This is a genomic window from Pseudomonas sputi (genome assembly GCF_021603585.1).
In the GTDB taxonomy this organism is placed as follows: Bacteria; Pseudomonadota; Gammaproteobacteria; order Pseudomonadales; family Pseudomonadaceae; genus Aquipseudomonas; species Aquipseudomonas sputi.
Map to the genome: position 1 here is coordinate 24,129 of NZ_BQHI01000003.1, position 25,076 is coordinate 49,204.

28 protein-coding genes are annotated in these 25,076 nt (G+C 60.4%); 17 read left to right on the top strand and 11 right to left on the bottom strand.

Features of this window, described 5'->3' with window-relative positions; translation table 11 throughout:
• Positions 1-7: 7 nt before the first annotated feature.
• The 5 genes from L6D81_RS04985 (at position 8) to tldD (ending at position 8,365) form a co-directional block, all read left to right on the top strand.
• Entirely contained in the window at positions 8-604 is a 597-nt protein-coding gene (locus L6D81_RS04985; protein ID WP_236178132.1) for a Maf family protein, read from the top strand.
• A 57-nt stretch (positions 605-661) separates the two neighbouring features.
• Positions 662-2,119 (top strand): ribonuclease G, encoded by a 1,458-nt coding sequence (rng, locus tag L6D81_RS04990; protein ID WP_065260839.1) that lies wholly within the window; start codon positions 662-664, stop codon positions 2,117-2,119.
• Between the two features lie 75 nt (positions 2,120-2,194).
• Positions 2,195-5,998: a YhdP family protein gene (locus L6D81_RS04995; RefSeq protein ID WP_236178133.1), complete on the top strand. Its 3,804-nt coding sequence runs from the start codon at positions 2,195-2,197 to the stop codon at positions 5,996-5,998.
• A gap of 58 nt (positions 5,999-6,056) precedes the next feature.
• Complete coding sequence (locus tag L6D81_RS05000) at positions 6,057-6,917, top strand: carbon-nitrogen hydrolase family protein (RefSeq protein ID WP_236178134.1); 861 nt, start codon at positions 6,057-6,059, stop codon at positions 6,915-6,917.
• 5 nt (positions 6,918-6,922) lie between these two features.
• Positions 6,923-8,365: a metalloprotease TldD gene (gene tldD / locus L6D81_RS05005; RefSeq protein ID WP_007953601.1), complete on the top strand. Its 1,443-nt coding sequence runs from the start codon at positions 6,923-6,925 to the stop codon at positions 8,363-8,365.
• A 51-nt stretch (positions 8,366-8,416) separates the two neighbouring features.
• On the opposite strand, the gene yjgA is transcribed toward tldD, so the two are convergent.
• Positions 8,417-8,941, bottom strand: a complete 525-nt coding sequence (gene yjgA, locus L6D81_RS05010) for a ribosome biogenesis factor YjgA (RefSeq protein ID WP_115076552.1) — start codon at positions 8,939-8,941, stop codon at positions 8,417-8,419.
• A 108-nt stretch (positions 8,942-9,049) separates the two neighbouring features.
• Between yjgA and pmbA the strand changes: the two genes are divergently transcribed.
• The 6 genes from pmbA to L6D81_RS05040 all read left to right on the top strand — a co-directional run bounded on the left by pmbA (position 9,050) and on the right by L6D81_RS05040 (position 14,326).
• Positions 9,050-10,396: a metalloprotease PmbA gene (gene pmbA, locus L6D81_RS05015; protein ID WP_373874288.1), complete on the top strand. Its 1,347-nt coding sequence runs from the start codon at positions 9,050-9,052 to the stop codon at positions 10,394-10,396.
• A gap of 160 nt (positions 10,397-10,556) precedes the next feature.
• Entirely contained in the window at positions 10,557-10,964 is a 408-nt protein-coding gene (locus tag L6D81_RS05020) for a FagA protein (protein ID WP_236178136.1), read from the top strand.
• Positions 10,945-12,321, top strand: coding sequence for a class II fumarate hydratase (locus L6D81_RS05025; protein ID WP_236178137.1), 1,377 nt, complete (start codon positions 10,945-10,947; stop codon positions 12,319-12,321). Before L6D81_RS05020 ends, L6D81_RS05025 begins: the two co-directional genes overlap by 20 nt.
• A gap of 27 nt (positions 12,322-12,348) precedes the next feature.
• Entirely contained in the window at positions 12,349-12,789 is a 441-nt protein-coding gene (locus tag L6D81_RS05030; protein ID WP_236178138.1) for a hypothetical protein, read from the top strand.
• A gap of 1 nt (position 12,790) precedes the next feature.
• Complete coding sequence (locus L6D81_RS05035) at positions 12,791-13,402, top strand: superoxide dismutase (RefSeq protein ID WP_236178419.1); 612 nt, start codon at positions 12,791-12,793, stop codon at positions 13,400-13,402.
• 30 nt (positions 13,403-13,432) lie between these two features.
• Positions 13,433-14,326, top strand: a complete 894-nt coding sequence (locus L6D81_RS05040; protein WP_236178139.1) for a ZIP family metal transporter — start codon at positions 13,433-13,435, stop codon at positions 14,324-14,326.
• A 38-nt stretch (positions 14,327-14,364) separates the two neighbouring features.
• On the opposite strand, the gene L6D81_RS05045 is transcribed toward L6D81_RS05040, so the two are convergent.
• The 10 genes from L6D81_RS05045 to L6D81_RS05090 form a co-directional block, all read right to left on the bottom strand.
• On the bottom strand, positions 14,365-14,640 hold the full coding sequence (locus L6D81_RS05045) for an HPr family phosphocarrier protein (RefSeq protein WP_236178140.1): 276 nt from the start codon (positions 14,638-14,640) through the stop codon (positions 14,365-14,367).
• 15 nt (positions 14,641-14,655) lie between these two features.
• Positions 14,656-15,513, bottom strand: coding sequence for an RNase adapter RapZ (gene rapZ, locus L6D81_RS05050; protein WP_236178141.1), 858 nt, complete (start codon positions 15,511-15,513; stop codon positions 14,656-14,658).
• Positions 15,514-15,515: 2 nt separating this feature from the next.
• Positions 15,516-15,980, bottom strand: a complete 465-nt coding sequence (gene ptsN, locus L6D81_RS05055; RefSeq protein WP_236178142.1) for a PTS IIA-like nitrogen regulatory protein PtsN — start codon at positions 15,978-15,980, stop codon at positions 15,516-15,518.
• Between the two features lie 11 nt (positions 15,981-15,991).
• The gene (gene hpf / locus L6D81_RS05060) at positions 15,992-16,300 is read right to left on the bottom strand and encodes a ribosome hibernation-promoting factor, HPF/YfiA family (RefSeq protein WP_011332471.1); all 309 of its coding nucleotides are present in this window, start codon (positions 16,298-16,300) and stop codon (positions 15,992-15,994) included.
• A gap of 73 nt (positions 16,301-16,373) precedes the next feature.
• A complete protein-coding gene (locus tag L6D81_RS05065) occupies positions 16,374-17,867 on the bottom strand; it encodes an RNA polymerase factor sigma-54 (protein ID WP_011332472.1) in 1,494 nt (497 codons plus the stop codon).
• 186 nt (positions 17,868-18,053) lie between these two features.
• Complete coding sequence (gene lptB, locus L6D81_RS05070; RefSeq protein WP_007953572.1) at positions 18,054-18,779, bottom strand: LPS export ABC transporter ATP-binding protein; 726 nt, start codon at positions 18,777-18,779, stop codon at positions 18,054-18,056.
• Entirely contained in the window at positions 18,779-19,324 is a 546-nt protein-coding gene (gene lptA, locus L6D81_RS05075; RefSeq protein ID WP_115076561.1) for a lipopolysaccharide transport periplasmic protein LptA, read from the bottom strand. The genes lptB and lptA overlap by 1 nt, the downstream gene beginning before the upstream one ends.
• Complete coding sequence (lptC, locus tag L6D81_RS05080) at positions 19,311-19,883, bottom strand: LPS export ABC transporter periplasmic protein LptC (protein ID WP_236178143.1); 573 nt, start codon at positions 19,881-19,883, stop codon at positions 19,311-19,313. The genes lptA and lptC overlap by 14 nt, the downstream gene beginning before the upstream one ends.
• A gap of 8 nt (positions 19,884-19,891) precedes the next feature.
• Entirely contained in the window at positions 19,892-20,416 is a 525-nt protein-coding gene (locus tag L6D81_RS05085; protein ID WP_236178144.1) for a KdsC family phosphatase, read from the bottom strand.
• Positions 20,417-21,391 (bottom strand): KpsF/GutQ family sugar-phosphate isomerase, encoded by a 975-nt coding sequence (locus L6D81_RS05090; protein WP_236178145.1) that lies wholly within the window; start codon positions 21,389-21,391, stop codon positions 20,417-20,419.
• A gap of 275 nt (positions 21,392-21,666) precedes the next feature.
• Between L6D81_RS05090 and L6D81_RS05095 the strand changes: the two genes are divergently transcribed.
• The 6 genes from L6D81_RS05095 (at position 21,667) to L6D81_RS05120 (ending at position 25,062) form a co-directional block, all read left to right on the top strand.
• A complete protein-coding gene (locus L6D81_RS05095) occupies positions 21,667-22,479 on the top strand; it encodes an ATP-binding cassette domain-containing protein (RefSeq protein ID WP_236178146.1) in 813 nt (270 codons plus the stop codon).
• A complete protein-coding gene (gene mlaE, locus L6D81_RS05100) occupies positions 22,479-23,276 on the top strand; it encodes a lipid asymmetry maintenance ABC transporter permease subunit MlaE (RefSeq protein ID WP_007953561.1) in 798 nt (265 codons plus the stop codon). The genes L6D81_RS05095 and mlaE overlap by 1 nt, the downstream gene beginning before the upstream one ends.
• On the top strand, positions 23,276-23,743 hold the full coding sequence (gene mlaD, locus L6D81_RS05105; RefSeq protein WP_007953559.1) for an outer membrane lipid asymmetry maintenance protein MlaD: 468 nt from the start codon (positions 23,276-23,278) through the stop codon (positions 23,741-23,743). The genes mlaE and mlaD overlap by 1 nt, the downstream gene beginning before the upstream one ends.
• 11 nt (positions 23,744-23,754) lie before the next feature.
• Entirely contained in the window at positions 23,755-24,405 is a 651-nt protein-coding gene (locus L6D81_RS05110; protein ID WP_236178147.1) for an MlaC/ttg2D family ABC transporter substrate-binding protein, read from the top strand.
• The gene (locus L6D81_RS05115; protein ID WP_039769302.1) at positions 24,402-24,707 is read left to right on the top strand and encodes an STAS domain-containing protein; all 306 of its coding nucleotides are present in this window, start codon (positions 24,402-24,404) and stop codon (positions 24,705-24,707) included. Before L6D81_RS05110 ends, L6D81_RS05115 begins: the two co-directional genes overlap by 4 nt.
• Positions 24,708-24,822: 115 nt before the next feature.
• Positions 24,823-25,062: a BolA family protein gene (locus tag L6D81_RS05120; RefSeq protein WP_039769303.1), complete on the top strand. Its 240-nt coding sequence runs from the start codon at positions 24,823-24,825 to the stop codon at positions 25,060-25,062.
• Positions 25,063-25,076 lie beyond the last annotated feature (14 nt).

A 25,076-nucleotide genomic window follows, 5' to 3' on the forward strand; every position in this document is an offset into this window, starting at 1 on the left:
TGTTTGGATGAAGCCGCTTTACCTTGCCTCAGGATCGCCGCGTCGGCGTGAATTGCTCACGCAGATCGGCATCCCGTTTACCGCCATCAGTGCGGATATTGACGAAACCCCTCTAGCCAATGAATCCCCATCGGCCTATGTCGAGCGTCTGGCGCGCGGCAAGGCCGAAGCCGGGCGGCGTACCGTTGTCCGCGACGTACCGTTTTGCGTACTGGGCGCCGATACCGCCGTGGTGCTGGACGGCAAAATTCTTGGCAAACCGGTGGACGAAGCCGATGCATGCGCCATGCTGATGATGTTGTCCGGCAAGGAGCATGAGGTGCTGACGGCGATTGCGGTGCTTGACGGCGAGCGCTGCGAGTCCCGGGTGGTGCGCAGCCTGGTGCGTTTTCGGTCGATCAGTCGTGAAGAAGCCGCCGCCTACTGGGCCAGCGGCGAGCCTCGGGACAAGGCGGGTGGCTACGGCATTCAGGGGCTCGGCGCGGTGTTCGTCGCGAGTCTCAATGGCAGTTACTCGGCGGTCGTCGGCTTGCCGGTGTGCGAAAGCGCAGAACTGCTCGGCCATTTCGGCATACCCTGTTGGCAAACCCTGAACGCGCATTGAGCGTCGAACGGACAAGATACGGCCATTATCGTGAACATGCCTGAACGAGACCCTGCCATGAGTGAAGAGATTCTGATCAACATCACGCCGATGGAATCGCGCGTGGCGGTGGTCGAAAACGGTGTGCTGCAAGAAGTGCACGTCGAGCGTACGCAAAAACGCGGGATCGTCGGCAACATCTATAAAGGCAAGGTGGTGCGGGTTCTTCCCGGCATGCAGGCAGCATTCGTCGACATCGGCCTGGATCGTGCGGCCTTCATTCATGCCTCGGAAATTTCCCTGCGCGAAGGCCCGGCGGTGGAAAGCATCAGCGCTCTGGTGCACGAAGGCCAGAGCCTGGTGGTACAAGTCACCAAGGATCCGATCGGTTCCAAAGGTGCGCGGCTGACCACGCAGCTTTCGATCCCGTCGCGCTATCTGGTGTACATGCCGCGCACGGCCCACGTCGGCATTTCCCTGAAGATCGAAGACGAAGCCGAGCGTGAACGCCTCAAGCAGGTGGTCAGCGATTGCGTGGCCAAAGAAGGCATCAAGGAGGCCGGCGGCTTCATTCTGCGTACCGCCGCCGAAGGTGCAGGGGCCGATGAGATCCTGATGGACATCCGCTACCTGCGCCGTCTGTGGGATCAGATCAACGAACAGATCAAGACCATCGGCGCACCGAGCGTGATCTACGAAGACCTCGGCCTGGCGCTGCGCACCCTGCGCGATCTGGTCAGCCCGAAGATCGAGAAGATCCGCATCGACTCCCGGGAAACCTTCCAGAAAACCACGCAGTTCGTCGCCGAACTGATGCCGGAAATCGCCGATCGTCTGGAGCACTACCCGGGCGAACGACCAATCTTCGACCTGTACGGCGTCGAAGACGAAATCCAGAAAGCCCTGGAACGCAAGGTGCCGCTGAAGTCCGGCGGTTATCTGGTGGTCGACCCGGCGGAAGCCATGACCACCATCGATGTGAATACCGGGGCGTTCGTCGGTCACCGCAACCTTGAGGAAACCATCTTCAAGACCAACCTCGAAGCCGCGACCGCGATTGCCCGGCAGATGCGCCTGCGTAATCTGGGTGGGATCATCATCATCGATTTCATCGACATGGAAGACGAAGAACACCAGCGTCAGGTGCTGCGTACCCTGGAAAAACAACTCGAGCGCGATCACGCCAAGACCAACATCATCGGCATCACCGAGTTGGGCCTGGTGCAGATGACGCGCAAGCGCACCCGCGAAAGCCTCGAGCAAGTGTTGTGCGAACCGTGCAGCAGCTGTCAGGGCCGGGGCAAGCTGAAAACCCCGGAAACCATTTGCTACGAGATTTTCCGCGAGATCCTGCGTGAAGCCCGGGCCTATCAGGCCGAGGGTTACCGGGTGCTGGCGAACCAGAAAGTGGTGGATCGCCTGCTTGATGAAGAGTCCGGTAACGTTGCCGAACTTGAAGGTTTTATCGGGCGCACCATACGCTTTCAGGTGGAAACCATGTATTCCCAGGAACAATATGACGTGGTGCTGCTCTGAACCCCTGCATCACCCTTTTCCTGAAACGGCTGGCCTCAGCTTTTTGCAGTATTTTTGCCATGGGAGCCAACTGACATGGAACGTCTGACACGCATTTTGGCCGCACTGACCCGCTGGGGTCTGGGCCTGTGCGCGTTGGTTCTGGTATTGATGGCGTTGTACGTCAGTCTTGGCCGGGAACTCACGCCACTGGTGGCCGAATACCGCGCCGATATCGAAGACAAGGCCAGTGCCGCCCTGGGCATGCCGCTGCAGATTGGCGAGCTGGAAGGCAACTGGCGCGGATTTGCCCCGATCCTGCTGGCTCACGACGTGATGGTCGGCAGCGGCGCCAACGCCTTGCGCCTGGATCGGGTGCGTGCCGTGCCGGATCTGTGGGCCAGCCTGATGGCCCGCGAAGTGCGCATCGCTCATCTTGAACTCAACGGTCTGAAGATCAGCCTCAAGGAAGGCGAAGACGGAAAGTGGGCGCTGGAAGGCTTGCCGGTGCAGCAGGATCAGCCCATGGATCCCGAGCAACTGTTCAACCGCCTGCACATGATTCAGCAACTGTCCGTGCTCGACAGTCAGGTGACGTTGCAGCCGCGGGAGCAGGCGCCGCTGACCCTCACGTATGTCGGCCTCAATCTAAAGACCGGTACCAGCCGCCAACGCCTCGATGCGCGCCTGACCCTGCCCGACGGTCAGCCTGTGGCGCTGAGCCTGCGCACACGACTTCGTCCGAATCAGTGGCAGAACAGCGAGTTGGAAGGTTATGTCAGTCTGCCGCAGAGCGACTGGTCAAAATGGCTGCCCGAGCGCCTGACCCAACAATGGAATTTCTCCGAGATCAAGGCCGGTGGCGAGCTGTGGGTCAACTGGCGCGAGGGGGCTTTGCAGAGTGCTGCGATCCGTCTCAACGCGCCGCAACTGACTGGCGCCTACGCTGAACGCAAGCCCATTCAGATCAACAATCTGGCGCTCAACGGCTACTTCCAGCGCGGTCCCGAAGGGGCCACTGTCACGCTTGATTCGCTGGCGATGAATGTCGGCGAAACCCGTTGGGAATCACATGTCCAGATCAAACAGACTGCCGCTACCGACAAGGCCGAAGAACTCTGGCATCTGCAGGCCGACCGTCTCGACCTGACGCCGATCACGCCCCTGCTCAATGCCCTCGGCCCGTTGCCCCAAGGCTTCGCTACCGTGGTCGAGCGCCTGAAAGTGACCGGCGGCCTGCGTAACGTGCTGCTGGATTTCCGGCCGAACGCCACCGACGACAGCAAATTCAGCTTCGCCGCCAACCTCGATCAGGTCGGTTTCGACGCCTATCACGGTGCGCCGGCGGCACGGAATGTCAGCGGCAGCCTTACCGGCAATCTCGGCGGCGGCGAGCTGCGCATGGACAGCAAGGATTTCGTCCTGCACCTCGATCCGATTTTCGCCAAGCCATGGCAATACATTCAGGCCAACGCCCGGTTGACCTGGAAACTCGATAAAGAAGGTTTCACCCTGATCGCGCCGTACCTGAAGGTGCTCGGTGAGGAGGGCAAGATTGCCGGCGATTTCCTGATCCGCCTGCATTTCGATCACAGCCAGGAAGACTACATGGACCTGCGGGTCGGCCTGGTGGAGGGCGACGGTCGCTACACCGCCAAGTACCTGCCGCAAGTCCTGAGCCCGGCCCTCGACGAGTGGCTGCGCACGGCGATTCTCAAGGGTGCGGTGGATCAGGGATTCTTCCAGTATCAGGGTTCACTGAACAAGAACGCCGGGGAAGCGGATCGCAGTATCAGTCTGTTCTTCAAGGTGCACGACGCCGAGCTGGCGTTCCAGCCGGGCTGGCCGCACGTGAGCAAGGTCAACGGTGACGTGTTCATCGAAGACAGCGGCGTGCGGATTCTGGCCAGCAAGGGCCAGTTGCTTGGCACCCAGGTCAGCGACGTTTTCGTCAATATTCCCCACGTGCCGAGCGGCGAGCACAGCCATATGTTCCTCGATGGCACCTTCGCCGGCGGGCTGGGCGATGGTCTGAAGATTCTTCAGGAGGCACCCATCGGCACCGCCGACACCTTTGCCGGTTGGGAAGGCGAGGGCGATCTGCAAGGCAAGCTCAAACTCGATGTGCCGTTGGCCAAGGGCGATCAGCCGAAAATCCTCGTCGACTTCAAGACCGCCAATGCGCGATTGAAGCTGGCGGAACCGAAGCTGGAATTGAGCCAGCTCAAGGGCGATTTCCGCTTCGACAGCGCCAAGGGCCTGAGCGGGCAGAACATCAGTGCCAGGGCCTTCGACAAGCCGGTGACCGCGCAGATCTTCGCCGACGGCGGTCCGGGCCAACTCAGGACCCGGGTAGCAGCGTCAGGCCAGGTCGAGGTCAGGAAACTGACCGACTGGCTGGGCGTGACTCAACCGTTGCCGGTCTCCGGGACGATTCCTTATCAGCTGCAAGTGAATCTGGACGGTGCCGACAGCCAATTGATGGTCAGCTCCAGTCTGAAGGGGGTGGCGGTGGATCTCCCGGCGCCTTTCGGCATGGCCGCCGATGTCGGGCGTGACACGGTGTTCCGCATGACCCTGCAAGGGCAGGAGCGGCGTTACTGGGTCAATTACGATCAACTGGCCAATTTCACTTTCGCTGCGCCACCGAGCAGTTTCGCCGATGGTCGTGGCGAGTTGTTCCTCGGCGCTGGCGAAGCCGTGTTGCCGGGCAACAAAGGCCTGCGGGTGCGCGGCGTGTTGTCGGAGCTGGACGTCAAACCCTGGCAGGACCTGCTGGACAAATACGCCGGCCAGGATCCGGGCGGCGATGCCAAACAGTTGCTCAGCAGCGCGGATTTCAAGATCGGCAAACTCACGGCCTTCGGCACCACGCTGGATCAGGCGGCCGTGCAGGTGAATCGCAAGTCCGCTGCCTGGGCGTTGGCCCTCGACAGTCAGCAGGCCAAAGGCACAGCCGGCATCCCCGACGCCAAGGGCGCGCCAATCGCGGTGAATTTGCAATATGTGCGGTTGCCGGCGCCGGACCCGACGGTGCAGGCCGACGAGAATGCGCCGGATCCACTGGCCTCGGTCGATCCAGGCAAGATTCCGGCGCTGGATATCACCATCAATCAATTGTTCCAGGGCCAGGATCTGGTCGGTGGCTGGTCGCTCAAGATTCGGCCGACCGCCAAGGGCATCGCCCTGAAAAACCTCGATCTGGGCCTCAAGGGCATCCTCTTGCAGGGCAGCGGGGGATGGGAAGGTACGCCCGGTGCCACGACCAGTTGGTACAAGGGGCGGATCGGCGGCAAGAACCTCGCCGATGTCCTCAAGGGCTGGGGCTTTGCGCCGAGCGTGACCAGCGAAGAATTCCACATGGATGTCGACGGCCGCTGGCCTGGCTCGCCGGCGTGGCTGGCGACCAAGCGCTTCTCCGGCACACTCGATGCGTCCCTTAACAAAGGCCAGTTCGTCGAAGTCGAGGGTGGCGCCCAGGCGTTGCGAGTGTTCGGTCTGCTCAACTTCAACTCGATTGGCCGCCGACTGCGCCTCGACTTCTCCGACCTGTTCGGCAAGGGCTTGAGCTATGACCGGGTCAAGGGATTGCTGGTGGCGACCAATGGCGTTTACGTGACGAAAGAGCCGATCAGGTTGACCGGGCCCTCGAGCAACCTGGAACTGGACGGCACGCTGGATCTGGTGGGCGATCAGGTCGATGCCAAGTTGCTCGTGACTCTGCCGGTGACCAATAACCTGCCGATCGCCGCGCTGATTGTCGGCGCGCCGGCGGTCGGCGGCGCCTTGTTCCTGATCGACAAGCTGATCGGCGATCGCGTGGCACGCTTCGCCAGCGTCAAATACACCGTCAAGGGCCCGTGGAAAGAGCCGAAAATCACCTTTGACAAGCCTTTTTGAACAGCCAGCCCCTGAACCGATGGAGTAGCATGGCCGCATACCTCTTGCGGAGTGCGCCATGTCTTTAGCGGTGATTCAAATGGTCAGCCAGAGCGATGTGCTGGCCAATCTGCGCGATGCCCGACGGTTGCTCGAACAGGCGGCCAACGCGGGTGCGAAGCTGGCGGTGCTGCCGGAAAACTTCGCCGCCATGGGCCGTCGCGACATCGCCGATATCGGCCGCGCCGAAGCGCTTGGCGAAGGCCCGATCCTGCCGTGGTTGAAACAGACCGCCCGTGACCTCAGGTTATGGATTGTCGCCGGCACTTTGCCGTTGCCGCCGGTGGGGCAGCCCGAGGCCAAGTCCCATGCCTGCTCGCTGCTGGTGAACGATCAGGGTGAAATCGTTGCACGCTATGACAAGTTGCACCTGTTCGATGTCGATGTGGCGGACAATCGCGGCCGTTACCGAGAATCCGATGACTATGCTTATGGCAGTGGCGTGGTGGTTGCGGACACGCCGGTCGGGCGATTGGGTCTGACGGTGTGCTACGACCTGCGTTTCCCGGAGCTGTACAGCGAATTGCGTGCTGCCGGGGCTGAACTGATTACCGCACCGTCGGCCTTCACCGCCGTGACGGGGGCGGCGCACTGGGATGTATTGATCCGCGCTCGGGCCATTGAAACCCAGTGCTATGTACTGGCAGCCGCTCAGGGCGGGACACATCCGGGGCCGCGGGAAACCTTTGGCCATGGGGCGATTGTCGACCCTTGGGGGCGGATTCTGGCGCAGCAGGAACAGGGCGAAGCCGTGTTGCTGGCCGAGCGCGACAGCAACGAACAGGCGTCCATCCGGGCGCGAATGCCGGTGACGGGTCATCGGCGGTTTTTTTCGCAGGGCGCACAGCGACCTGCTTCAGAACACGAATTTAAGGCGTAAAACCTATGAGCGAGTTGTTGTCCTCAGTCAGTGATCACCTGTTGGCGCCTGGCGGCGTGACGATCGAGAGCCTGCAAGGCGTGCTCGGTGATCTGGCGGGTCCAGGCATCGATGCGGCCGACCTGTATTTCCAGGGGCAGATTTCCGAGTCCTGGTCGCTGGAAGACGGCATCGTCAAGGAAGGCAGTTTCAACCTCGACCAAGGTGTCGGCGTGCGGGCACAGTCCGGTGAGAAAACCGGTTTCGCCTACAGCAACGCGATCACCCTCGAAGCCCTCGGCGCGGCGGCTCGTGCGGCCCGTTCGATTTCCCGCGCCGGGCAGAACGGCACGGTACAGGCGTTCAGCACGCAGGACGTCGCCCAGCTGTATGCGCCGGACAATCCGCTGGAAGTCCTGAGCCGCGCTGAAAAAGTCGAACTGCTCAAGCGCATCGATGTGGCGACCCGCGCCCTCGACCCGCGTATCCAGCAGGTCAGCGTGAGCATGGCCGGGGTATGGGAGCGGATTCTGGTGGCCTCGACCGACGGCGGCCTGGCGGCCGACGTGCGTCCGCTGGTGCGTTTCAACGTCAGCGTGATCGTCGAGCAGAACGGCCGTCGCGAACGCGGTGGCCATGGCGGCGGCGGGCGTACCGACTACCGTTATTTCCTCGCCGAAGACCGCGCCATGGGCTATGCCCGTGAGGCGCTGCGTCAGGCGCTGGTGAACCTGGAAGCGATTCCGGCACCGGCCGGGACATTGCCGGTGGTTCTGGGTTCGGGCTGGTCCGGCGTGTTGCTGCATGAAGCGGTCGGTCACGGTCTGGAAGGCGATTTCAACCGCAAGGGCAGTTCGGCCTACAGCGGTCGCATGGGCGAAATGGTTGCCTCGAAACTCTGCACCATCGTCGATGACGGCACCCTGAGCGGTCGTCGCGGTTCCCTGAGCGTCGACGACGAAGGCACCCCGACCGAGTGCACCACGCTGATCGAAAACGGTGTGCTCAAAGGTTATATGCAGGACAAGCTCAATGCGCGGCTGATGGGCGTGGCCCGCACCGGTAACGGTCGCCGTGAGTCCTACGCGCACTTGCCGATGCCACGGATGACCAACACCTACATGCTCGGTGGCCAGAGCGATCCGGCGGAAATCATCGCGTCGGTGAAGAAGGGCATCTACTGCGCCAACCTTGGCGGCGGTCAGGTCGACATCACCAGCGGCAAGTTCGTGTTCTCCACCAGCGAGGCTTACCTGATCGAGGACGGCAAGATCACTGCACCGGTCAAAGGCGCAACGTTGATCGGCAACGGTCCGGAAGCGATGAGCCGGGTGTCGATGGTCGGTAACGATCTGGCGCTGGACAGCGGTGTGGGCACGTGTGGCAAGGACGGACAGTCGGTGCCGGTGGGTGTCGGTCAGCCGACCCTGAAAATCGATGCGATCACCGTGGGTGGCACGGGCGCATAAGAAGGGATGGAGCTTCGGGTGGCGCGCAGTGCGGCCACCCGGTGGCGAATATCAGCGCAGACCGCGTTGAGTCTCGTCCAGCTCACGGATGTATTTGAAGATCTTGCGGCTCGAGGCAGGAGGTTTGTTATGCGCAACCTCGTGCTGGGCCTGACGGATCAGGGAACGCAGTTGCTGGCGGTCGGCGTCCGGGTAATCGACGACGAATTTCTCCAGCACGGCATCGTCACCGGCGATCAGGCGGTCACGCCAGCGTTCGAGGTTGTGGAAACGCTCGTTGTACTGACGGGTAGAGGCATCGAGTTGATCGAGCAAGGTGAGAATCGCGTCAGTGTCCTGATCGCGCATCAGTTTGCCGATGAACTGCAAATGCCGTTTACGCGCGATGTTCGCGGTGTGCTTGGGCGCATCGGCCAGGGCCCGGCGCAAAGCGTCGGTCAACGGCAGTTTTGCCTGCAAGTCGGGCTTGAGCGTTGTAAGGCGCTCGCCAAGGTCAACCAGAGCATGCAGCTCGCGTTTGACCTGGGATTTGCTTTTTTCTCCCGTATCGAGGGAGTCGTCGTAAGAATCAACCATGGTGGCAGTCCGCAAAGAAACGCCGCCATGATAACCAGTCGGGGGCCGCTTGTCCGGCCCGGTCGCTCGAAGGCCCCAGCCGAAAGCAGAATTTGAGTGGAGATGAGCATGAGTGCAGTTGAAAGCGTCGGCCCACAGGCATTGCCGGCACTGCAGGAACAGGTCGAGCAGATCATCGCCGAAGCCAAGCGCCAGGGTGCCAGTGCCTGCGAAGTGGCGGTGTCGCTGGAGCAGGGCCTGTCGACGTCGGTGCGGCAGCGTGAAGTCGAAACGGTCGAATTCAACCGCGATCAGGGCTTTGGCATCACCTTGTATGTCGGCCAGCGCAAGGGCTCGGCCAGCACCTCCGCCACCGGTCCGGATGCCATTCGCGAGACTGTCGCTGCGGCGCTGGCGATTGCCAGGCACACTTCGGAGGACGAAGCCTCGGGGCTGGCCGATGCCGCGCTGATGGCCAGGGATCTACAGGATTTCGACCTGTTCCACGAATGGGGCATCACGCCGGAGCAGGCCATCGAGAAGGCGTTGCTCTGTGAAGCTGCCGCGTTCGACGCCGATGCGCGCATCAAGAATGCCGATGGCACCACGTTGAGCACTCATCAGGGCTGCCGCGTGTACGGAAACAGCCATGGTTTCATCGGCGGTTATGCTTCGACCCGACACAGCCTGAGCTGCGTGATGATCGCCGAGGCCGATGGCCAGATGCAGCGTGATTACTGGTACGACGTGAACCGCCAGGGCAGTTTGCTGGCGGATCCGGTAAGCATTGGCCAGCGTGCGGCACAGCGGGCGGCGAGCCGTCTGGGCGCGCGTCCGGTGCCGACCTGCGAAGTGCCTGTATTGTTTTCGGCGGAACTGGCGGGTGGGTTGTTCGGCAGCTTCCTGTCGGCGATTTCCGGCGGCAGTCTGTATCGCAAATCGTCGTTCCTCGAAGGCACTTTGGGGCAGAAGCTGTTCCCGGAATGGCTGACCATCGACGAGCGTCCACACCTGATGCGCGCCATGGGCAGTGCGTCGTATGACGGCGACGGTCTGGCGACCTATGCCAAACCGTTCGTCGAAAAGGGTGAGTTGGTTTCGTACATCCTCGGCACCTATTCCGGGCGCAAACTGGGCATGCCGAGTACCGCCAACGCAGGCGGCGTGCATAACCTGTTCGTCACTCATGGCGATGAAGATCAGGCTGCCTTGCTGCGACGAATGGGGCGCGGGTTGCTGGTCACCGAGCTGATGGGCCATGGTCTGAACATGGTGACCGGTGATTACTCGCGCGGTGCGGCGGGTTTCTGGGTCGAGAACGGGGAGATCCAGTTCGCGGTGCAGGAAGTGACCATCGCCGGCAACATGCGTGACATGTTCAAGCAGATTGTCGCGGTGGGTAACGATCTGGAGCTGCGCAGCAACATTCGCACCGGTTCGGTGTTGATCGAGAAGATGACTGTCGCGGGCAGCTAAGCCCAGGCCGGTACACAGAAGGCGCGTCACCCGATTGGGTGGCGCGCCTTTTTTATGCCTGAAAATCTTTTGGGCTGATCAGGGCAGCTGAAAAGCCGTGCTTGTTTTGGTTCTCATTATCATCTAATAATAAATCTCATTATCGGATGAGCCCAGGATCATGAGTTCTGCCTTGCACGAGCAGCCGTACCTTGAAAGCTGGCGCTGGATGAGTCGCCAGATCCGTTGCGCGATGGATCCTGACGAACCGCGACTGATCGAACACTACCTGGCCGAAGGTCGTTATCTGGCCTGCTGCACGGCGACCTCACCCTGGATGATCGCTGAAACCTCTTTCCGTCTGCTGCTCGACACGGCCACCGACATCGCGTTGCCGTGGCATTGGCGCAGCCTCTGTCTCGATCAAGCCTGGCGCCCGCTGCGTGAAATGGAGCGCCTGTCATTGTGCAAATGCCGGCTAAAGCGCTGGCAGAGCTACACCTGGCAGCTCGCCACCTGCGAATTGCAACCCTCGATTCCTCTCATAGAACTGGTGCAAGGATTTTCAGATGACCAAGACACGTATTGAGCGCGACAGCATGGGCGAACTGCAGGTGCCGGTGGACGCTCTCTACGGCGCGCAAACCCAGCGCGCAGTGGATAACTTCCCCATCAGCGGCAAGCCGATGCCGACCCAGTTCATCCGCGCCCTGATTCTGGCCAAAGCGGCCGCCGCGCGCGCCAACGTTGAACTCAACCAGATCAGCGCCGCCCAAGGCAAAGCCATCAGCGATGCCGCTCAAGGGTTGCTGGAAGGCGACTTCATGCGGCATTTCCCGGTGGACATCTTCCAGACCGGTTCCGGCACCAGCTCCAACATGAACGCCAACGAAGTGATCGCCACCCTGGCCAGCCGCTTGCTCGACGAACCGGTCAATGCCAATGATCACGTCAACTGCGGGCAGAGCAGCAACGACATCATTCCGACGACTATCCACGTCAGCGCCGCATTGGCCCTGCACGAACAACTGCTGCCGGCGCTGTTGCACCTGGTGCAGGTGATCGAGCGCAAGGCCGAGCAGGTCCATCACCACGTCAAGACCGGTCGCACGCACCTGATGGACGCCATGCCGGTGCGCATGAGCCAGGCGCTGAACGGTTGGGCGCAGCAGTTCAAGGCCAATATCGGTCACCTGCAGGATTTGCTGCCAAGCCTGCAATCCCTGGCCCAGGGTGGCACGGCAGTCGGTACCGGGATCAATGCGCATCCGGAATTTGCTGTGCGTTTCAGCCGCCAGCTCAGCCAGTTGACCAATGTCCAGTTCACGCCTGGCAAGAATCTGTTCGCCCTGATCGGCTCGCAGGACACCGCCGTGGCGGTGTCGGGCCAGCTCAAAGCCACTGCCGTGTCGCTGATGAAAATCGCCAACGATTTGCGCTGGATGAACTCCGGCCCGCTCGCCGGCCTCGGGGAAATTGAACTGGAAGGTCTGCAACCGGGCTCGTCGATCATGCCGGGGAAGGTCAATCCGGTGATTCCGGAAGCCACCGCCATGGTCGCTGCGCAAGTGATCGGCAATGACTCGGTGATCACCATCGCCGGGCAGTCAGGCAATTTCGAACTGAACGTGATGCTGCCGATCATTGCCCAGAACCTGTTGAGCAGCATCGAGTTGCTGGCCAACTCCAGCCGTTTGCTGGGTGACAAGGCCATCGCCACCTTCAAGGTCAACGACTCGCGCCTCAAGGAAGCGCTGTCGCGCAACCCGATTCTGGTGACCGCGCTCAACCCGATCATCGGTTACCAGAAAGCGGCCGAGATCGCCAAGCAGGCCTACAAACAGGGGCGCCCGGTGATCGACGTCGCGCTGGAACACACCGACCTGTCGCGCAGTCAGCTGGAAACGTTGCTCAATCCCGAAAAACTCACTGCCGGCGGCGTATAAGCACCGCAACCGCTTTGGAGGTTCACCATGGAGCACTGGAAACGCACGATCGAACGGGCCAATCGCTGCTTCATCCTGGGCGAGCTGATCGATGCCCGCGAGGCCTACCTGCAAGCCCTGGCTTTAGCGCAGGTGTTGTTCGAGCGCTGGGCCGATGCCGACGAAGCGGTGGCGGCTTGCGTCATCTCCCATCACAACCTGGCGGATCTGCATCTGCAGCTGAATCAGCCGGAGGAGAGCGCCGAGTACCTGTGCGCGATCCATCAACGGTTGTTGCAGACCATGCAGGACGAGCGCCTGCGCCCGGCCCTGCGTGAAGCGGCGCTGCGCCAGAGCAGCAAGACCTACGTCGAGCTGCTCAATTTCATCAGCGAGCACGGCGAATACCCGCGTACCCAGCGTTTGCTGCATCCGGACACCGGTAATGCTCGCCGCGCGCCTGCCCCACATCACCATGGAGTCCATTGAAATGGCTTTTACCCTGCCAGCCTTGCCTTACGCCTACGACGCACTGGAGCCGCACATCGATGCGCAAACCATGGAGATCCACTACACCAAGCATCACCAGACCTACATCAATAATCTGAACGCTGCGGTCGAGGGCACTGAGTTCGCGGAGTGGCCGGTGGAAAAACTGGTCGCCAGCGTCCGGCAACTGCCGGAAAAACTCCGGGCGGCGGTGATCAACCAGGGTGGTGGTCATGCCAACCATTCGTTGTTCTGGGAAGTCATGGTGCCTAACGGCGGTGGCAAGCCGGACGGTGCGCTGGCCAAGGCAATTGATGAGCAACTGGGTGGCCTCGACAGTTTCAAGGAGGCCTTCACCAAAGCTGCGCTGACCCGCTTCGGCAGTGGCTGGGCGTGGCTCAGCGTGACGCCGGACAAGAAACTGGTGGTAGAAAGCAGCGGCAATCAGGACAGCCCGCTGATGAACGGCAACACGCCGATTCTCGGTCTGGATGTGTGGGAGCACGCCTACTACTTGCGTTATCAGAACCGTCGGCCGGAATACATCAGCGCTTTCTACAACGTGATCAACTGGCCACAAGTCGCTGCGCGCTATCAGGCTGCGCTGGTTTAAGTCTTCTATAAAAACAATACAAGGCTGACTATGGGCACTGAGACACTGGCGATCGGAAGTGGGCGCATGTTTCGTTACGCAATCGGATCGCTGCTGCTGTTGGCGGGTATGACTTTGCTGGTCGCCCACGCACTGGAATGGCTGAACCTGGAGCCGAGGTTGTCGCGGGCATTGCAGGGCGGGGCGATTTGCGCCCTTGGCACCGCGCTCGGCGCGGTTCCGGTGCTGGTGATCCGCAACATGCCTCAGGCACTGGGGGATACGCTGTTGGGTTTTGGCGCCGGCGTGATGCTGGCAGCGACCGCCTTTTCGCTGATCGTGCCGGGAATCTCCGCCGCCGAAAGCCTGGGGCTGAGCCCATGGGGCGCCAGTGGCCTGATCTGTTTTGGCATCCTGCTGGGGGCATTCGGCCTGTATCTGGTTGATCGTCGAGTGTCGGGCGCCTCGCCGGAAATGCTCATCGGCACTGTCGAGCATCCGGTGATTCCGCCGCGGATCTGGCTGTTCGTGTTCGCCATCATTGCCCACAACATCCCGGAAGGCATGGCGGTCGGTGTCTCGGCTGGCGGTGGAATGCCTGACGCAGACAGTCTGGCGATGGGGATTGCCTTGCAGGATGTACCGGAAGGGCTGGTGATTGCGCTGGTACTGGCCGGTGCCGGGATGTCGCGGGACAAGGCGTTTTTGATTGGCGCAGCGTCAGGTCTGGTCGAACCGGTGTTCGCGCTGCTTTGCGCGTGGCTGGTCAGCCTTGCCGAATTGTTACTGCCCTTGGGGCTGGCGTTGGCGGCGGGCGCCATGCTGCTGGTGGTGACTCACGAGGTCATTCCGGAGTCGCGACGCAATGGTCACGAGAAGCTGGCAAGCCTGGGATTGTTGATTGGCTTCTGCCTGATGATGGTGATGGATACGGCATTGGGCTGAAACGCAGGAGGGAGCTTGCTCCCTCGCTTCAAGCGTTTTCAACCACCTTCATCGAAGTAGTTATTGATCAACGCAACCAGCGCATCCATGGCTTCCTGTTCCTGGTGGCCTTCGGTGCTCAGGTGGATTTTGGTGCCCTTACCCGCAGCAAGCATCATCATCGCCATGATGCTTTTACCGTCAACCGTGGTGTCCGGGGTGCGGCCGACTCTGATCGCGCAATCGGGAAACTGGCCCGCCACGCCGACGAATTTTGCCGATGCGCGGGCATGCAGGCCCAGCTTGTTGATGATTTCTATTTCCCGAGCAGGCATCGCGGTGTGAATCCTTTAGCTGAGGTCGCGGTGGCGAACCTGGACGTTCTTCAGGGTCTTCTGCAGCGCCTGGCCAAGACGTTCGGTCAGGTAAACGGAACGGTGATGCCCGCCGGTGCAGCCGATGGCAATGGTGACGTAAGCGCGGTTGCTCGCGGCAAAGCGCGGCAACCATTTGTGCAGGTACGTGTAAATATCCTGATACATCTCCTCGACCTCAGGCTGCGCCGCCAGATACTCGGCGACCGGCTGATCGAGACCGGATTGCGCGCGCAGTTCCGGTTTCCAGTATGGGTTCGGCAGGCAGCGTACATCGAACACCAGATCCGCATCCACCGGCATGCCGCGTTTGAAACCGAACGACTCGACCAGAAACGCGGTGCCAGGTTCCGGCTGATTCAGCAGGCGCAACTTGATCGTGTCGCGTAGCTGGTACAGGTTGAGATGGGTGGTATTGATCTTCAGGTCGGCGAGATCGGCAATGGGGCCGAGCAGGGTGCTTTCATCCTGAATGGCCTCTGCCAGAGAACGATTGGCGTTGCTCAGTGGGTGGCGGCGGCGAGTTTCAGAGAAACGCTTGAGCAGGGTTTCTTCGTCGGCATCCAGGTACAGGACATCGCATTGAATATGCTTGGCGCGTGCGTCTTCAAGCAATTCCGGAAAACGGGTCAGATGGCTCGGCAGATTGCGTGCATCGATCGATACTGCCACCAGTGGCTGCGCCAGCTCGGTATGAATCAGGGCCCGTTCGGCCAGTTCCGGCAGTAGACCGGCCGGCAGATTATCGATGCAGTAGTAGCCGTTGTCCTCAAGGACATCCAGGGCGGTACTTTTACCCGAGCCGGAACGGCCACTGACAATGATCAAGCGCATGGTTACGGCCTGTTCTGTTCTTCCAGTACAACCTGGTACAAGGCTTCGTTGCTTGGCGCGCTGCGCAGTCTTTCGCGCACGTCCTTGCGGTCGAGCATGCTGGCGATCTGGCGTAACAGCTCCAGGTGCGCATCGGTGGCGGCTTCCGGCACCAGCAGGACGAACAGCAGGTCCACGGGCGCGCCGTCGATGGCGTCGAAATCGATGGGGGCATCAAGGTGCATCAGCGCACTGATCGGCGCTTCACAGCCCTTGAGGCGGCAGTGGGGGATGGCGATGCCGTTGCCAAAACCGGTAGAACCCAGTTTTTCACGGGCAATCAATGCCTCGAAGACATCTTGCATCTCCAGATCCGGGACTTCCCGGGCGATCAGGTTGGCAATTTGTTCGAGGGCTTTCTTTTTACTGCCGCCCGGCACGTTCACCAGGGAACGGCCGGGGGTCAGGATACTTTCAAGTCGGATCATGGGGGTGGGGGTTATCGACCGGTAGCGCCCTGAAGTAGGCTCTGGGTCTTTTCCTTATGCTTTTTGAGTTGTTTATCGAGCTTGTCGGTCAGCGCGTCGATCGCAGCGTACATATCGGTATGTTCCGCGTTGGCGACGACCTCATTGCCGGGAATATGCAGCGTGGCTTCGATTTTCTGCTTCAGCTTTTCGACACACATCGTGACTTGCACGTTGGTGATCTTGTCGAAATGCCCTTCGAGCTTCTTGAGCTTGAGCTCGATGTACTCGCGCAGAGGCTGGGTCACTTCCAGTTGGTGTCCACTGATGTTGACTTGCATACAGCTTCTCCTTCGTTGCCAGTGCATAAAGCGGCAGGCCGAAGAGCCTGCCACTGGAACGCTGTAACGTGGCTTACATCAACCGCTTGCGTTCGCTCGAAGGCGCGATCCCGAGGGATTCGCGGTACTTGGCGACGGTGCGGCGAGCCACCTGAATGCCTTGTGCCTCCAGTAAACCAGCGATCTTGCTGTCACTCAACGGCTTTTTCTGATTTTCCGCGGCTACCAGTTTCTTGATGATCGCGCGGATCGCCGTGGACGAGCATTCGCCGCCTTCGGAGGTGCTCACATGGCTGGAGAAAAAGTATTTCAGTTCATATATGCCCCGAGGGGTATGCATGAATTTTTGCGTAGTCACGCGGGAAATCGTCGACTCGTGCATGCCCACCGCTTCTGCGATGTCATGCAGGACCAGGGGCTTCATCGCTTCGTCGCCGTACTCCAGAAAACCGCGCTGATGCTCGACGATTTGGGTGGCCACTTTCATCAGGGTTTCGTTGCGGCTTTGCAGGCTCTTGATGAACCAGCGGGCTTCCTGCAACTGATTGCGCATGAAGGTGTTATCGGCGCTGGTGTCGGCGCGGCGCACGAAACCGGCGTACTGGGCGTTGACCCGCAGGCGGGGCACCGACTCCTGGTTCAGCTCCACCAGCCAGCGTTCGTTGTCCTTGCGCACGATCACGTCAGGCACCACGTATTCGGCTTCGGTCGACTCGATCTGCGAACCGGGGCGCGGGTTGAGGCTCTGCACCAGTTCGATGACCTGGCGAAGTTCGTCTTCCTTGAGTTTCATGCGACGCATCAGCTGGCTGTAGTCGCGGCTGCCGAGCAGATCGATGTAATCGGTAACCAGGCGCTTGGCTTCGGCCAGCCAAGGGGTCTTGGCCGACAGTTGGCGCAATTGCAGCAGCAGGCATTCGCCCAGGTTGCGTGCGCCGATGCCAGCCGGTTCGAACTGCTGGATACGGTGCAGGACCGCTTCGATTTCGTCCAGTTCGATATCGAGCTCCGGATCGAAGGCGTCAAGGATCTCTTCGAGGGTCTCGTCGAGGTAGCCTTGATTGTTGATGCAATCGATCAGGGTCACGGCGATCAGGCGATCGGTGTCGGACATCGGTGCCAGGTTCAACTGCCACAGCAGATGGCTTTGCAGACTCTCACCGGCGGAAGTGCGGGTGGTGAAGTCCCACTCGTCATCGTCGCTGCTTGGCAGGCTGCTGGCGCTGGTCTGGTAGACGTCTTCCCAGGCGGTGTCGACTGGCAGTTCGTTGGGGATTCGCTCGTTCCATTCGCCGTCTTCGAGGTTATCGACTGTCGGCGCGGTCTCCTGGTAGGAGGGTTCCTGGATCTCGGTGTTGGGCTTCTGTTCGGCGTTGTCGGCCATGGGATCGGAGTTGTCGAAGTCGTCGCCGTCTTCCTGGCGTTCGAGCATCGGATTGGATTCCAGAGCCTCCTGGATTTCCTGTTGCAGATCCAGGGTCGACAATTGGAGCAGGCGGATGGCCTGTTGCAGCTGCGGTGTCATCGTCAGCTGCTGGCCCATTCTCAAGACTAGCGATGGTTTCATGGCAGGGGCTTAACACCTTATTCGCCGGCGCTATGCGCCATCCACTACAGGGCGCCGAGGCGCCAAACTTAAGCAAATTATATGCCTGAAACTGTCGTGTTTGCCTAGAGCGCTGTAACAATAAAAGCGTATAAAAAGGCGCTTCAACGTTACAGCACCCGGACGGCTGGTCGAATGCCGTCGTGCTTACAGGCGGAACTCGTGACCCAGATACACTTCCTTCACCAGATCGTTGGCGAGGATGGTCGCGGAGTCGCCTTCGGCGATCAACTGACCGTCGTTGACGATGTAGGCGGTTTCGCAGATATCCAGCGTCTCGCGGACGTTGTGGTCGGTGATCAGTACACCAATACCCTTGGCCTTGAGGTGGTGGATGATCTGCTTGATGTCGCCGACCGAGATCGGGTCGACACCGGCGAACGGTTCGTCGAGCAGGATGAATTTCGGTGCCGTGGCCAGTGCGCGGGCGATTTCCACTCGGCGGCGCTCACCACCGGAAAGGCTCATGCCGAGGTTGTCGCGGATGTGGCTGATGTGGAATTCCTGCAGCAGGCTTTCCAGCTCCTTGCGACGACCGGCCTTGTCGAGCTCCTGACGAGTCTCGAGAATGGCCATGATGTTGTCGGCTACCGACAGTTTGCGGAAGATCGACGCTTCTTGCGGTAGATAGCCGATACCGGCCTTGGCACGACCGTGCATTGGCTGGTGACTGACGTCCAGGTCGTCGATCAGTACGCGACCCTGATCGGCCTGAACCAGGCCGACGATCATGTAGAAACACGTGGTCTTGCCGGCGCCGTTCGGGCCGAGCAGGCCGACGATCTGACCGCTGTCGATCGACAGGCTGACGTCGCGCACGACCTGGCGGCTTTTATAGGCCTTGGCCAGGTGCTGAGCTTTCAGAGTTGCCATTACTGGGTTTTCTCGTCGGTTTTCTTCTTCGGCTGGATCACCATGTCGATGCGCGGACGCGCCTCGGTGACCTTGCTGCCGGTAGCGCGACCGGCGCTGGCCAGTTTTTTCACCGTGTCATAGACGATCTTCTCGCCCTGAGTGGTGTTGTTGTCCTTGTCGACGACTTTTGCCTTGTCGATCAGCACAACGCGGTTCTGCTGTGCGTGGTACTGAATGGTCACGCCCCAGCCCTGAACAGGCTTGGTGTCGCCGGCAGTCTGCAGCTGTTCGAAGTAGGCGAGGTTGCCCACCGAAGTCACAACGTCGATGTCGCCGTTGGGCGCACGGGTCATGGTCACGGTGTTGCCTTTGACGATCATCGAACCCTGGGTGATGATCACGTCGCCTTTATAGGTGGCAACGCCGTTCTTGTCGTCCAGCTGGGCATCGTCGGCCTGAATGCGGATTGGCTGCTCTTGATCGTTCGGCAGAGCCCAGGCGCTCACGCTTCCCAGTGCTGCGCCCAGACTGAGCAAAATAGGGAGGGTTTTAACGAGCCTCATACTGTCCTCTTACGTTCGATAGCAGGTGTATCCTGCTTTCCTTCAAATACGCTTTCATTCCTACGCCAGTCGATACACCGCCAGCGCCGTCGATTCTAACGGGTTGCTGGGTCTGCGCATATTGCTGCTGCGGGAACACCGTCATGCGAGTGGAGGTGATCAGGGTGTCGCGGTTCTTTTCGTCGGTGCGCTTGATGCGTACCGAGTCGATCAGTTCGACCTCGGTGCCGCCGGAGTTCACTTCGCCGCGTTCACTCGTCACGTGCCATGGGAAGTCGGTGCCACGAAACATGTTCAGGTCGGGTTTGGTGACCAGTGTAATGTCGGTCGCCTTGACGTGCTCAGCCTTGTCGGACGTCATTTCGTACTGCACTTTGCCGTCTTCGAGGTACTGGATCGTGTGGGTATTGGTCGCATACCAGTCGATCGGGCTTTCCTCTGCCGAAACCGGCGGTTTGTCGAGGAAGCGTTCCGGGCTGATGTTCCAGTAGCCGACCGCACCAAAAATCGCTGCGATGCAACCGAACAGCAGGATGTTGCGAAACTTTTTGCTAAACATGATTGGACTCACAGGTACGCGTTGTTGGCGGCGTCGAGACTGCCTTGAGCGCGCAGGATCAGTTCGCAGAATTCGCGGGCGGCACCTTCGCCGCCACGGGCGAGGGTGATGCCGTGAGCGTGTTCGCGCACGAAAGCTGCGGCATTGGCCACGGCCATGCCCAGCCCCACGCGACGGATCACGGGCAGGTCGGGCAGGTCGTCACCGAGATATGCCACTTGTTCATAGCTTAGGCCCAGTTGTTCCAGAAGACCGTCGAGAACCACCAGTTTGTCTTCGCGTCCCTGAAACAGATGAGGGATGCCCAGGTTCTTGGCTCGACGCTCGACCACCGGGGTCTTGCGACCGCTGATGATGGCAGTCTGTACGCCCGCGTTCATCAGCATCTTGATGCCCTGGCCATCGAGCGTATTGAAAGTCTTGAACTCGCTGCCGTCTTCAAGGAAGTACAGGCGCCCATCGGTGAGGACGCCATCGACGTCGAAGACCGCCAGTTTGATGGCTTTGCCGCGTTGCAGCAGATCGGTGCTCATTTACATCACTCCTGCGCGCAGCAGGTCGGAGAGGTTGAAGGCGCCGATCGGGCGATCCTCTTCATCCACGACAACCAGCGCGTTGATTCGGTGGTCTTCCATGATTTTCAGGGCTTCGGCGGCAAGCATCTCGGCGCGTGCGGTCTTGCCGTGCACCGTCATCACCTGGTCGATGGTGGCGCTGTGGATATCAATGCTGCGGTCCAGGGTGCGACGCAGGTCGCCGTCGGTGAAAATCCCGGCCAGTTTGCCATCGGCTTCCAGAATGACGGTCATGCCCAGGCCTTTGCGGGTCATTTCCATCAGCGCGTCCTTGAGCAGGGTGCCGCGCTTCACCTGCGGCAGTTCCTGTCCGGCGTGCATGACGTTTTCCACTTTCAGCAGCAGGCGTCGGCCCAGCGCGCCGCCCGGGTGGGAAAAGGCGAAATCTTCGGCAGTGAAGCCGCGCGCCTCCAGCAGTGCCACGGCCAGGGCGTCGCCCATGACCAGCGCGGCGGTGGTCGAGGAGGTCGGTGCCAGGTTCAGCGGGCAGGCTTCGTGCTCGACGTGAACGTTGAGATTGACCTCGGCGGCCTTGGCCAATGGCGATTGCGGGTTGCCGGTGACGCTGATCAGCTGGATGCCCAGGCGCTTGATCAGTGGCAGCAGGGTGACGATTTCGTTGGTGGAGCCGGAGTTCGACAGGGCCAGAATCACGTCGTCACGGGTAATCATGCCCATGTCGCCGTGGCTGGCCTCGGCCGGGTGCACGAAAAACGCCGGGGTGCCGGTGCTGGCCAGGGTCGCGGCAATCTTGTTGCCGATGTGCCCGGACTTGCCCATGCCGACTACGACAACACGGCCCTTGCTGGCCAGAATCATCTCGCAAGCGCGTACGAAATCGGCGTCGATATGGGGCAACAAGCCTTGTACGGCTTCCACTTCGAGGCGGATGGTGCGTTGTGCCGATTGAATCAGGTCGCTGGTTTGGCTCATGTCAGAAATCGTATAGCCCGATGAAAAGGCGGCGATTATAGCGGTTATGTTGAAAAGCCTCACGCAAGTTCGTCGTGCTTTGTCATTCCTCGTTACCAAAACTCTGTAAATAAGGCTTCGGCCCCTTCGGTACGCAGAATCCGGGCCGGCGCAGGCCTTGGGCGCTTGCCCTTTGCAGTGATATAGTTCGCCGCCAGTTCGGCCTGCCCGGGATGTAGGGGTTTTCTCAAGAAAGCCAGGCGTCCGAGTGAGAGGCTGCATCGCAAGGAGTTTAGATGAGTGCCGATAACGCCTACGCGGTCGAGCTGAAGGGAGTCTCCTTCAAGCGCGGTGCGCGGAGCATTTTCAATAACATCGATATCCGCATCCCGCGTGGCAAGGTCACCGGCATCATGGGGCCTTCCGGGTGTGGCAAGACCACACTGTTGCGCCTGATGGGGGCCCAGTTGCGGCCATCCAAAGGCGAAGTCTGGGTCAACGGCCAGAATCTGCCGAAGCTGTCGCGCAGCGATCTGTTCGATGCGCGCAAGCACATGGGCGTGCTGTTTCAGAGCGGTGCACTGTTCACCGATCTCGATGTATTCGAGAACGTCGCCTTCCCGCTGCGCGTTCATACCGACCTGCCGGACGAGATGATCCGCGACATCGTGCTGCTCAAGTTGCAGGCAGTAGGCCTGCGCGGTGCGATCGAGCTGATGCCTGACGAGCTGTCCGGCGGCATGAAACGTCGTGTCGCGCTGGCGCGGGCCATTGCTCTCGACCCGCAGATCCTTATGTACGACGAACCGTTCGTCGGCCAGGATCCGATCGCCATGGGCGTGCTGGTTCGCCTGATTCGTCTGCTCAACGATGCCCTGGGTATCACCAGCATCGTGGTGTCCCACGACCTCGCCGAAACGGCGAGTATCGCCGACTACATCTATGTGGTCGGTGATGGCCAGGTATTGGGGCAGGGCACGCCGGATGAACTGATGAACTCGGACGATCCGCGAATCCGCCAGTTCATGACCGGTGAACCCGATGGCCCGGTGCCGTATCACTTTCCAGCGCCGGATTTGCGCGCAGATCTTCTGGGGAAGCGCCGCTGATGCGCAGAATTACATTAATGGAGCGTGTGCGTCGTTTCGGCCTCGCCGGAATCGACAGCGTCGCAGTGTTCGGGCGTTCGACCCTGTTTCTGTTTCATGCCCTGCTCGGGCGTGGCGGCATCGGCGGCGGTTTTGGCCTGCTGGTCAAGCAGCTGCATTCCGTCGGCGTGATGTCGCTGGTGATCATCGTGGTGTCCGGGATTTTCATCGGCATGGTGCTGGCGCTGCAGGGCTTCAACATCCTGTCGAGTTACGGCTCGGAGCAGGCTGTCGGCCAGATGGTCGCGCTGACCCTGCTGCGTGAGCTGGGGCCGGTGGTGACCGCGCTGTTGTTTGCCGGTCGTGCCGGTTCGGCGCTGACGGCGGAAATCGGCAACATGAAATCCACCGAACAGCTGTCCAGCCTGGAGATGATCGGGGTCGACCCGCTCAAGTACATCATCGCACCACGCCTGTGGGCCGGTTTCATTTCCCTGCCGGTGCTGGCGATGATCTTCAGCGTGGTCGGCATCTGGGGCGGTTCGTGGGTCGCCGTCGACTGGCTGGGCGTCTACGAAGGTTCCTACTGGTCGAACATGCAGAACAGCGTGAGCTTCGGTGACGATGTGCTCAACGGCATCATCAAAAGTGCAGTATTCGCTTTTGTCGTCACCTGGATCGCCGTATTTCAAGGCTATGACTGCGAACCCACTTCCGAGGGAATCAGCCGTGCCACCACCAAGACCGTGGTTTACGCCTCGCTGGCAGTCCTCGGCCTGGACTTTATTCTGACCGCTTTGATGTTTGGAGATTTCTGATGCAAAACCGCACCCTGGAAATCGGTGTCGGCCTGTTCCTGCTGGCAGGGATCCTGGCTTTGTTGCTGCTTGCCCTGCGGGTCAGTGGCCTGTCTCCGACTTCGACCACTGATACCTACAAGCTTTATGCCTATTTCGACAATATTGCCGGTTTGACGGTCAGAGCCAAAGTGACGATGGCGGGTGTGACCATCGGTAAGGTCACGGCGATCGATCTGGATCGCGACAGTTTCACCGGCCGGGTGACCCTGCAAGTGGATAAAAGCGTCGACAATCTGCCGACCGACTCCACAGCATCTATCCTGACTGCGGGGTTGCTGGGCGAGAAATACATCGGTATCAGCGTGGGCGGGGAAGACACCCGGCTCAAGGATGGTGGAACCATCCACGACACGCAGTCGTCTCTGGTACTGGAAGACCTGATCGGTAAATTCCTGCTCAATACCGTTAGCAAAGACGCCAAATGAGGAGCTTTTGAATGATCTCTACCTTGCGACGTGGCCTGTTGGTGTTGCTTGCGGCGCTGCCGCTGGTGGCTAACGCCGTGGCGGCACAATCGGCGCACGATCTGGTTCAGGACACGACAAACCGGATGCTCGCCGATCTGTCGGCCAATAAAGAGAAGTACAAGCAGGATCCGCAGGATTTCTATACGGCGCTGAACACCATCGTCGGCCCAGTAGTCGATGCCGAAGGTATTTCCAAGAGCATCATGACGGTCAAATATTCGCGCAAGGCAACGCCGGCGCAGATGAAGACCTTCGAGGAAAACTTCAAGCGCGGCCTGTTCCAGTTCTATGGCAACGCGCTGCTTGAATACAATAACCAGGGCATCACCGTCGATGCACCCAAGGATGAGTCGGGCGACCGCACCAGTGTCGGCATGACCGTCAAGGGCAACAACGGCGCGATCTATCCGGTGTCGTACACCCTGGAGAAGATCAGCGGCGAGTGGAAACTGCGCAACGTGATCATCAACGGCATCAACATTGGCAAGCTGTTCCGTGACCAGTTCGCCGACGCGATGCAGCGCAATGGCAACGATCTGGACAAGACCATCAACGGCTGGGCCGGGGAAGTCGCCAAGGCCAAGCAGTCGGCCGACCAGAACGAGAAGCCTGCCCAATGACCGAATCGGCCATTCGTCTGGACGAAGCCAGTGAGCTGCAGCTCAGCGGTGTGCTGGATTACCGCACCGGCCCTGATCTGCGCGAGCAGGGCAGGGCGCTGATCAAGTCGTGCACTGCCCCGGCATTGGTGATCGATTGCTCGGCGGTGGAGAAGTCCAGCAGTGTCGGTCTGTCGCTGCTGCTGTGCTTCATTCGCGATGCCAAGGCCGCCGGCAAGGCGGTCAGCATTCGCGGGATGCCTGAAGACATGCGCGAAATTGCTCAGGTCAGCGAACTGACCGAGCTGTTGGCGCAACCCTGAACCCGCATCGATAGAGAAGCCCCCCGTCAGAGTCCTGCGCAGCGGGGTTCGCAGGCGCGGGGCTTTTTTGTATGATGTCCGACCCGTGCGCACAGGGCGCCGATTGAGGTTGAGCATGCAGGCCGTAGAAGTGAAGAGCTTCCTTGAAGGAAAGCTGCCAGGAACGCTGGTGGAAGTTGAAGGCGAAGGCTGCAACTTTCAGCTGAACGTGATTAGTGATGAACTGGCGGCGTTGAGCCCGGTCAAGCGTCAGCAAAGCATCTATGCCCATTTGAACCCTTGGATCGCCGATGGCAGCATCCATGCGGTCACTATGAAATTTTTCAGCAGCGCGGCCTGGGCCGAGCGCACCTGAGCCCTAGGGCGTCG